General features: G+C 64.1%; 8 protein-coding genes and 1 pseudogene. 3 read left to right on the top strand and 6 right to left on the bottom strand.

The window, feature by feature from the left end:
• The 4 genes from VA603_RS19520 to VA603_RS00135 form a co-directional block, all read right to left on the bottom strand.
• Positions 1-176: DUF4279 domain-containing protein (locus VA603_RS19520; protein ID WP_425603628.1), on the bottom strand; the 176-nt coding region annotated here is incomplete at its 3' end.
• A gap of 499 nt (positions 177-675) precedes the next feature.
• Positions 676-1,338: a hypothetical protein gene (locus VA603_RS00145; RefSeq protein WP_323437591.1), complete on the bottom strand. Its 663-nt coding sequence runs from the start codon at positions 1,336-1,338 to the stop codon at positions 676-678.
• A 69-nt stretch (positions 1,339-1,407) separates the two neighbouring features.
• The gene (locus VA603_RS00140; RefSeq protein WP_323437590.1) at positions 1,408-1,605 is read right to left on the bottom strand and encodes a YodC family protein; all 198 of its coding nucleotides are present in this window, start codon (positions 1,603-1,605) and stop codon (positions 1,408-1,410) included.
• Between the two features lie 11 nt (positions 1,606-1,616).
• The gene (locus tag VA603_RS00135) at positions 1,617-1,979 is read right to left on the bottom strand and encodes a hypothetical protein (RefSeq protein WP_323437589.1); all 363 of its coding nucleotides are present in this window, start codon (positions 1,977-1,979) and stop codon (positions 1,617-1,619) included.
• 181 nt (positions 1,980-2,160) lie between these two features.
• Between VA603_RS00135 and VA603_RS00130 the strand changes: the two are divergent.
• Positions 2,161-3,197, top strand: a pseudogene (locus tag VA603_RS00130) (integron integrase).
• Positions 3,198-3,207: 10 nt separating this feature from the next.
• On the opposite strand, the gene VA603_RS00125 reads toward VA603_RS00130, so the two are convergent.
• Together VA603_RS00125 and ilvD are read right to left on the bottom strand one after the other, a co-directional pair.
• Positions 3,208-3,804, bottom strand: coding sequence for a hypothetical protein (locus VA603_RS00125; RefSeq protein ID WP_323437588.1), 597 nt, complete (start codon positions 3,802-3,804; stop codon positions 3,208-3,210).
• Between the two features lie 30 nt (positions 3,805-3,834).
• Positions 3,835-5,673, bottom strand: a complete 1,839-nt coding sequence (gene ilvD, locus VA603_RS00120; RefSeq protein WP_192288261.1) for a dihydroxy-acid dehydratase — start codon at positions 5,671-5,673, stop codon at positions 3,835-3,837.
• Positions 5,674-6,013: 340 nt separating this feature from the next.
• Between ilvD and VA603_RS00115 the strand changes: the two genes are divergently transcribed.
• On the top strand, positions 6,014-6,574 hold the full coding sequence (locus tag VA603_RS00115) for a DUF1190 domain-containing protein (RefSeq protein ID WP_132862403.1): 561 nt from the start codon (positions 6,014-6,016) through the stop codon (positions 6,572-6,574).
• Positions 6,575-6,578: 4 nt separating this feature from the next.
• Positions 6,579-7,320: glutathionylspermidine synthase family protein (locus VA603_RS00110; RefSeq protein ID WP_323437587.1), on the top strand; the 742-nt coding region annotated here is incomplete at its 3' end.

Below are 7,320 nucleotides of genomic sequence, written 5' to 3'. Positions count from 1 at the left end.
TCGACCCTGGAATAAAGCGACCATTTACCCGTCCGCCGTTCCCGGTGCCGAGAGTCTCGGTCTCCCTTGCGCCAGGCGCGTGTCGGAGTGATGCCAAGTTCAGCAGACACGGCCGAAGGGTCAAGGTCGTCATCGTACACCGCGAAGTAGGCATAGCAGTTGTTGGGATCTGTCATTGAGCGCCAACTCCGGAATTAAGCCGACCCGCGAAGCGGCTTCGGCTTGAATGAACTGTTGGACGCGTACCTAGCGCGAATAGTGGCAGGTGACATTTACTACCCGCGTGGTTGTCCCGAATGAAAAGCTTAGCTCCGGGTGGCCCCCACCAAACTGATAGGGTGGGACCGGACTGGTGAAAAGTAGGCCCAGCTCCGGTCCGATTCGCTGATGAAGTCGGGCTTGCCTAGTGTGAATTGCAGTTGGCTTTGGCTCAAGCCGATGAGCGGCGCAGTTTCACTGGGACACCTCGCATTGGTTGGTGTGGCCATAGGAAGCGCACGCATTGCGCGAAGCTCTGTCGCGAGAGACCTTAGAAGGGGCGAGCTCAATGCAGAGCTTGAGTATGAAGCCAGCGTCGCCAGAAAGAAAATATGCAAGATGCGGATATGCATGTTTCGCGCCTAACGCCTGAGTTAAGCCGACGCTGCGAAGCAGCGGTCGGCTTGGACGAACTTGTTAGGCGTCATGCCCTGGCCCCACGCCGAACACCTTTGGATGACGTCGTTTTAGGGTAAGGAGGACCTCGCTGGCGATCTGTCGCATACATGCTAGCTCTGGACGACCCTTTAGTGGTTCCGCAATATCGTTGCCTTGAAAGATCCAGCCAAGCGAGTTGTTCCGCGACAGATCCATGAATGCCTCTTCTAGCTCCGGATCTACGTGGGCGCCGCCATCTGTATCGGCGACGTTGCCCACGAGCTCACGGCGGCTCAGGAGCCGCCCCTTATTGTCTTTTAGGACTGGCTCGTTCCACCATTCCGCGAACGGGGCAAGCTTTGGCGCGCTGGGTGAACCGCCTGCGGCAACGAGAGGTAGATACCTAGCTCCTTCTGGTCCGATCTGGAACATAACCAGGTTGCACTCGGTTAATAGGTTTCGAGGGTTGAGCGCACCCGCAGAGTCGTAGAAGTAGCCGTTGCGAAGACCCAGCTGCTCGAGAAGCGCTTGCGATTTTCCTCGGTGGTGCAGAAGCACTCGCAGCGAGAGCGCGATGTGCTTGCCGATTGCCTCTAGGCCGGAGTCGAACGACGCGCACGCGTGTTCCAGAAGCTCAACTTGCTCTCGCAGCTCGCGTTCTAGCTCGCCTTTTGGTCTTGCAATCCGAGACTTCTTTCCCATGACGTCTAACGCCTGAATTAAGCCGAGCCGCAAAGCGGCTTCGGCTTGAATGAATCGTTAGGTGCTTCTCTAGGCGCGGCCAACGCTGAAGCCGACAGCTGGGCGTTGATATGGTTTAAGCGTAGCCGCGACGAACACTTGGCGTTGAAACTTCTTGCTCTCCGACCAAACACACGTGACCTCGTTGCCATTGATCTCCTCAACGGTCATCGGCTCACCCCCGGATTTTAGCTGAACAATGTCACCGGCAGAAAAGGACTGGCTCATGGAATGTCTCCCTATTGATCTTGCTCAGGATAGCGGTGCTTGGGAAAGGCGACAGGTACGCGGAATTTGATGCGCGATTCCATGCCCTTGGACTCGTTGCTCTTTCCGCCAGCACTCAGGTTTAGTAGCGATGCGACGGTGAGGCCAACTCCCGCCTTGGTCTCGGTGCCCGAGCTAGCAAGGATTGCAACGTCAAACTCCACGTACTCGATGGCGTGACGCCGTCCGCCGGTAACCAAGTTGCCAGTGTCGTCCTTGGTCATTGACGTATTGATGCGTGTCGTTGAGCCGGCCTCTTGCAGCTTTCGCTGAGCATCTTCGATGCCACCGGAGATCTGCAGAAGAGCTTCGGTAACGAATTCTTTGAGTTCCATAGATCTCCCCAGAAGTGCCTAACTCTAAGTAGACCGCCGAACAGCGGTGTAGTGCGAGTATCGCCTGTTCCTGGCGGGTTTCAAACCAATAAATTTCCACGTGGAATCAATCAATTAATCCATTCCGGCGGCGCCTTGACGGCCCCAAGCTCGCGGAAAACTACCGCTTTGGAGCCGTGATATGGATTACACCCCTGTTTCATCCGGCATAACGCAAGGTCAGCCCCCGAGGTTGTTGGAGCAGGTGCGCCGCCAGATCCGGATCCTGCACTACAGCCGGCGTACCGAGCAGGCCTATGTCGGATGGATCAGGCGCTTCATTCTGGCCAACGGCAAGCGGCATCCTCGTGAGATGGGGGCGGATGAGGTCGTCGCCTTCCTGACCGCATGATCGCATTGGCGATGGACGGCAACGTGGCCGCGGCGACACAGAACCAGGCCTTGTTCGCGTTGTTGTTCCTGTATCGGCACGTGCTGGGTGTGACGTTGCCGTGGATGGACAATGTGGTCCGGGCCAAGCGGACCAGGCGTCTACCAGTGGTGCTCTCCAAGGAGGAGGTGAGGCAGCTTCTCGGCGCGATGCCGGACGGTACCCCCGCGATGATGGCGCGCCTGCTGTACGGAACCGGCATGCGGTTGATGGAATGCCTACGGCTGCGGATCAAGGACGTCGACTTCGCCCGCGCTGAAATCTGCGTGCGTAGCGGCAAGGGCAACAAGGATCGGCGTGTGCCGCTGCCGATGTCCTTGAAGGCCGCCTTGTTGCGGCAACGGTGCTGGGCGGTGTCACTGCATGCGTCCGATCTTGCCGGTGGAATGGGGCAGGTGCATCTGCCGCATGCACTTGCACGCAAGTACCCGAACGCGGATACGGCGCCGGGTTGGCAGTATCTGTTCCCTTCGCGGATGCATTCGCGCGACCCGCGCACGGGGCGTCGTGGCCGGCATCACCTCAGCGAGGAGGTACTGCAGCGGGCGGTGAGGCGTGCGCGGCTGCAGGTGGGCATCCTCAAGCCGGCGACCTGCCACACGCTGCGCCATTCGTTCGCCACGCACCTGCTCGATGCGGGGTGCGATATCCGTACCTTGCAGGAACTGCTGGGGCACAAGGACGTGACGACCACGCAGTTGTATACGCATGTGTTGGGGCGCGGCGCCGGCGGTGTCCGCAGCCCGCTGGACCTGTTGCCCGTGCCGCCATCGCAGGCGGAGGGATAGCGGCCGACGCTCAGCGGCCCCCGATCGGCCTGAAGCGGGCCACGCCATAGCGGTCGCTTTCAAAGGTGTAGTGCGCCGGGTCCACTACGCTGGCGATGCGCGCGCGTGCATGGGCTTCGTCGCTGCGGCCGCAGGCGATCGTGCCGAAGTCCAGCGGTGCATCCAGCACGATGCGCGCCGGGCCGTGCATGCCATCGCAGTGTCCGTGCAGGTGGATCCACAGCCGGCCGTCGATCTCGCGCAGCTCGAAGGCGCCGTCGGTCAGGCCGAGATGCTCGCCGGTGTAGACCAGCACTTCCGGTTCGTCCTCGCCGGTCAGCGCAATGTGTTTGCCCGCGATGTCATTCCAACGCGTCACTTCGCCCGGGCCGCTGTGGAAGGCGGGGCAGTCGTGGATGCGCAGGTGCAGGCTGTCCGGTGGCAGGTCGTCTTCGTCCAGCAGCACGTCATCGGGGTCGATGCGTTCGGCCTGGATGTCGAAGTCCCAGATCAGGGCAGGGATGTGCTCGTCGACGAACGCACCCAGCTGCGCCTCCGTCAGCCGGTAGGGCTGGTCGTTCCAATGGCAGATCGCGCGGGGCATCAGGGGGGGCGGGGTGGTGTCCATCGCACCAGTCTGCCGCCCCCGCGCGGGGCGTCAACCGTCGAGCAGGGCCTTGTCACGCACGGCGCCCTTGTCGGCGCTGGTGGCGAGCAGGGCATAGGCCTTCAGTGCGGTGCTGACCTTGCGTGGGCGGGCCTGCGCCGGCCTCCAGCCCTTGGCCTCCTGCTCGGTGCGGCGACGGGCCAGCTCAGCATCGTCCACCAGCAGGTTGATGCCGCGCTGCGGGATGTCGATCAGGATGCGGTCGCCGTCGCGGACCAGGCCAATCGTGCCGCCGCCGGCCGCTTCCGGCGAGCAATGGCCGATGCTCAGGCCCGAGGTGCCGCCGGAGAAGCGGCCGTCGGTGAGCAGCGCGCAGGCCTTGCCCAGCCCCTTGGATTTCAGGTAGCTGGTCGGGTACAGCATCTCCTGCATGCCCGGGCCGCCCTTCGGCCCTTCGTAGCGGATCACCACCACGTCGCCGGCCTGCACTTCGTTGCCGAGGATGCCCTTGACCGCGGCGTCCTGGCTTTCATAGACGCGGGCGTTGCCTTCGAACACGTGGATGGATTCGTCCACGCCGGCGGTCTTGACCACGCAGCCATCGGCGGCGAGGTTGCCGTACAGCACGGCCAGCCCGCCTTCGCTGGAGAACGCATGCGCCACGTCGCGGATGCAGCCCTCGGCACGGTCGGTATCCAGCGACGGCCAGCGGGTGGACTGGCTGAAGGCCACCTGGGTCGGGATGCCGGCCGGGCCGGCCTTGTAGAACTGGTGCACCGCCGTGTCCTGGGTCTGGGTGACATCCCAGTCGGCGATGGCCGCGCCCAGCGTGCGGCTGTGCACGGTGGGCACGTCGGTGTGCAGCAGGCCACCGCGTGCCAGTTCGCCGAGGATGGCCATGATGCCGCCGGCGCGATGCACGTCTTCTATGTGGTACTTCTGCGTGTTCGGCGCCACTTTGCACAACTGCGGCACGCGCCGTGACAGGCGGTCGATGTCGCGCTGGTCGAAGGCCACCTCGGCCTCCTGTGCGGCGGCCAGCAGGTGCAGGATGGTGTTGGTGGAACCGCCCATGGCGATGTCCAGCGTCATCGCGTTTTCAAACGCCTCGAACGTCGCGATGCCGCGCGGCAGCACGTTGGCCTCCTCGCCGCCGTACCAGCGGTGGCACAGCTCCACGATCAGGCGGCCGGCGCGCTTGAACAGCGCCTCGCGGTCGCTGTGCGTGGCCACCACGGTGCCGTTGCCCGGCAGCGACAGGCCCAGCGCCTCGGTCAGGCAGTTCATCGAGTTGGCGGTGAACATGCCCGAGCACGAGCCACAGGTGGGGCACGCGCTGCGTTCGATCACGGCCACCTGTTCGTCGCTGATGGCCTCGTTGCCGGCGGCCACCATCGCGTCGATCAGGTCGAGCTTGTGGTCGGCCAGCTTGGTCTTGCCGGCCTCCATCGGGCCGCCGGACACGAACACCACCGGGATGTTCAGGCGCAGGGCGGCCATCAGCATGCCGGGGGTGATCTTGTCGCAGTTGGAAATGCACACCAGCGCATCGGCGCAGTGCGCGTTGGCCATGTATTCCACCGAGTCGGCGATGATCTCGCGGCTGGGCAGCGAGTACAGCATGCCGTCGTGGCCCATCGCTATGCCGTCGTCCACGGCAATGGTGTTGAACTCCTTGGCCACGCCGCCGGCCGCCTCGATCTCGCGCGCCACGAGTTGGCCAAGGTCCTTCAGGTGCACGTGGCCGGGCACGAACTGGGTGAAGGAGTTGACCACCGCGATGATGGGTTTGTGGAAATCGCCGTCGGTCATGCCGGTGGCGCGCCACAGGGCGCGGGCGCCGGCCATGTTGCGGCCGGCGGTGGAGGTTTTCGAGCGGTATTCAGGCATGGGGGCGAGCAGGTACGGGCTGGCAGAAGCATGTGTGGCCGATTCTGCATCAAGATCCCGGTTGCTGTTGCAACCATCCGGCGGGGTGGAACGGTTGGACGACACCGAGGCGGCGCAGGCGCGCAGGAGCGGCTTCAGCCGCGAAGCCAGGAGCCCTTCCGTATACCTGACGCCTGCAATTGCAGTCATGCCTTCGACCGGTACCTTCACCAGCTTCGCGGCCGAGGCCGCTCCTGGCCGGGCGCACCTGAAAACCGGTTCAGTTTTGGGACTGTGCCGATTTACGCCTCCCAGGCCGGATCAGGCATCATTCGGAAACAACTTTCACGGGGAATCGACCATGAAGCGATCCAGGACCACCGCGCTGCTGCTGATGAGCGCCGCGCCGCTGCTGTTCACCGCCTGCCAGAAGGAAGAAACGGTGCAGGTCAAGGAAGGGCTGTACACCTCGGTGGAGGCCTGCAGCGAGGCCACCGGTGACCCGTCCGCTTGCCGCACGGCGTTCGCCACCGCGCAGCAGCAGTCGGCCGATGCAGCGCCCAAGTACGCCAGCAAGGAAGAGTGCGCCAAGGAGTACCCCGCCGAGCAGTGCGTGCAGCAGCACACCAGCGCCGGCACCTCGTTCATCGGCCCGATGATGATGGGCTTCTTCATGTCGCAGATGCTCAACAGCGGCCGTGGCGCCGTGGCGGCACCGCCGGCGGCACAGCCGGCCTTCAAGGACAATGCCAATGGTTGGGCCAAGCCGGCCGGTACCGGTGGCCTGAACACCGGCAGCGGCATCGGTGCCGGCAAGGCCGGCCTGGCCCCGGTCACCAGCGAGCCGAACCGTGCCGTGACCGCCAGCCGTGGCGGCTTTGGTGCACGCAGCGGTGGCCGCAGCAACAGCGTCGGCGGTTGATCAGGTGCGGCGTGTAGCAATCGCCGAGCGCGACAACTGGCGAGCACGTGCCGCCGAGGCAGGTTTCCGGTTCCACACCATCGACGGTGCGCCGTACTGGGACGAAAGCGCGTATTACGCCTTCACCCTGCGGCAGATCGAGAACGACCTGGAAGACCCCAGCGCCGAGCTGCATGCGATGGCGCTGGACCTGGTCGGCGAGGTGGTGGCCAGCGAGGCGCTGATGGCGCAGCTGGCCATTCCCGAGCCGTTCCGCGACTGGATCGCCGAGAGCTGGCGCCGCCGCGACCCGCACCTGTACGGCCGGCTGGACTTCGCCTATGACGGCAAGGGCCCGGCCAAGCTGTACGAGCTGAACTACGACACGCCGACCTCGCTGTACGAGGCGTCGTTCTTCCAGTGGCAATGGCTGGAAGACCAGCGCAACCGTGGCGTCCTGCCGCAGCAGGCCGACCAGTTCAACTCCCTCCACGAGACGCTGGTGGAGCGCTTTGCCGAACTGTCGGCGCGCCTGCCGCCGCCGCTGTACTTCAGCGCGGTGCGTGAGTCCGAGGAAGACCAGGGCACGGTGGCCTACCTGCGCGACTGCGCGGCGCAGGCCGGCCTGCATGGCGCGGCCATCGCCATCGAGGACATCGGCCTGTCGGTCGACGGCCGCTTCACCGACCTGGACGACGTGGTGATCGGCAGCCTGTTCAAGCTGTACCCGCTCGAAGACCTGATGCAGGAGGAGTTCGGTGCGGCAT

Source organism: Stenotrophomonas capsici (assembly GCF_034961085.1).
Classification (GTDB): Bacteria; Pseudomonadota; Gammaproteobacteria; order Xanthomonadales; family Xanthomonadaceae; genus Stenotrophomonas; species Stenotrophomonas capsici.
The sequence above is the reverse complement of the archived record's forward strand: the minus strand, read 5'-3'. Positions and strand labels throughout refer to the sequence as shown.